Origin of the sequence: Nitrincola nitratireducens (genome assembly GCF_000585235.1) — a bacterium.
Classification (GTDB): domain Bacteria; phylum Pseudomonadota; class Gammaproteobacteria; order Pseudomonadales; family Balneatricaceae; genus Nitrincola; species Nitrincola alkalisediminis.
This window is the reverse complement of sequence record NZ_AONB01000056.1, coordinates 1-1,190: the sequence shown is the minus strand read 5'-3', so window position 1 is coordinate 1,190 and position 1,190 is coordinate 1. Positions and strand designations below refer to the sequence as shown.

Annotated in this window: 1 protein-coding gene; it reads left to right on the top strand. The window is 42.5% G+C overall.

Going from position 1 to position 1,190, the window contains the following annotated elements; genetic code table 11:
- Window positions 1-61: 61 nt before the first annotated feature.
- Entirely contained in the window at window positions 62-1,042 is a 981-nt protein-coding gene (locus D791_RS18575; RefSeq protein WP_036515025.1) for an IS5 family transposase, read from the top strand.
- The last annotated feature ends 148 nt before the right edge of the window (window positions 1,043-1,190 follow it).

Sequence of the window (1,190 nt, the reverse complement as noted above, 5' to 3'; positions counted from 1 at the left end):
TGCGAATAAGTCCCTAATATGAAATAATTTGCCATAAATGATCACCTAGAAAGAACGCATCATGAGCCATCAACTTACTTTTGCAGATAGTGAATTTTCCAATAAGCGTCGTAAAACGCGTAAAGAGATCTTTTTGTCACGGATGGATGCTCTGTTGCCTTGGCCGCAGCTCCTTGAGGTTGTTGAGCCATTCTACCCCAAGGTAGGCAATGGACGACGCCCTTATCCGTTAGAAACGATGCTACGAATTCACTGCATGCAACAGTGGTACGCACTCAGTGATGAAGCTATGGAGGACGCGCTCTATGAGATTGCCTCAATGAGACTGTTTGCTCACCTTTCCTTAGATGGCGCTATTCCTGATCGCACCACTATCATGAACTTCCGCCATTTGCTGGAAAAACATAAGCTGGCTCGTAAAATACTTAAAGCAGTGAACCGATGGCTGTCTGAGAGCGGCATTCTGATGAAGCAAGGCACACTGGTTGATGCAACGATCATTGAGGCACCCAACTCAACAAAGAATAAAGACAAGCAACGTGATTCGGAGATGCATCAAACCAAAAAAGGTAACCAGTGGCATTTCGGTATGAAAGCACACATAGGTGTCGATGCCAAAAGCGGTATGACACATACCTTCACAACAACTTCAGCAAATGAACATGACTTAAACCAACTCGGTCATTTATTACATGGTGAAGAGGAATTTGTATCAGCTGATGCTGGCTATCGTGGTGCTGAAAAGCGCGAAGAGCTAAAGGACACCGATGTTGATTGGTTGATAGCCGAGCGACCAAGTAAGGTCAACGCACTTAAAAAACAACCGGAAAAAAATCAAAGAGCTATCAAAATTGAATTCTTAAAAGCGAGTATCCGTGCCAAAGTAGAACATCCATTCCGTATCATTAAATGCCAGTTCAAGTTTGTCAAAGCCAGATACAAGGGATTAGCGAAGAATGATAATCAGCTGGCGATGCTCTTTACTTTGGCGAACATTGTTCGATTAGATCAGATGATACGATGGCAGCCTAAATCCGCCTAAAAAACGGATATAGTGCCAAAAAATGCAAAAAATCAGCCATTACTGGCTTAAAATCGACAAAAATCAGTTAATACTTGTTTGAATTGTGCCCAGCAATGGGCAGATCGTTTTAAGCTGTTTTAATTTGATAACTTGATCGCAGTTTCCC

Excerpts from the sequence above, each read along its gene's own strand:
- D791_RS18575 (WP_036515025.1), top strand. The coding sequence starts at position 62 with ATGAGCCATCAACTTACTTTTGCAGATAGTGAATTTTCCAATAAGCGT.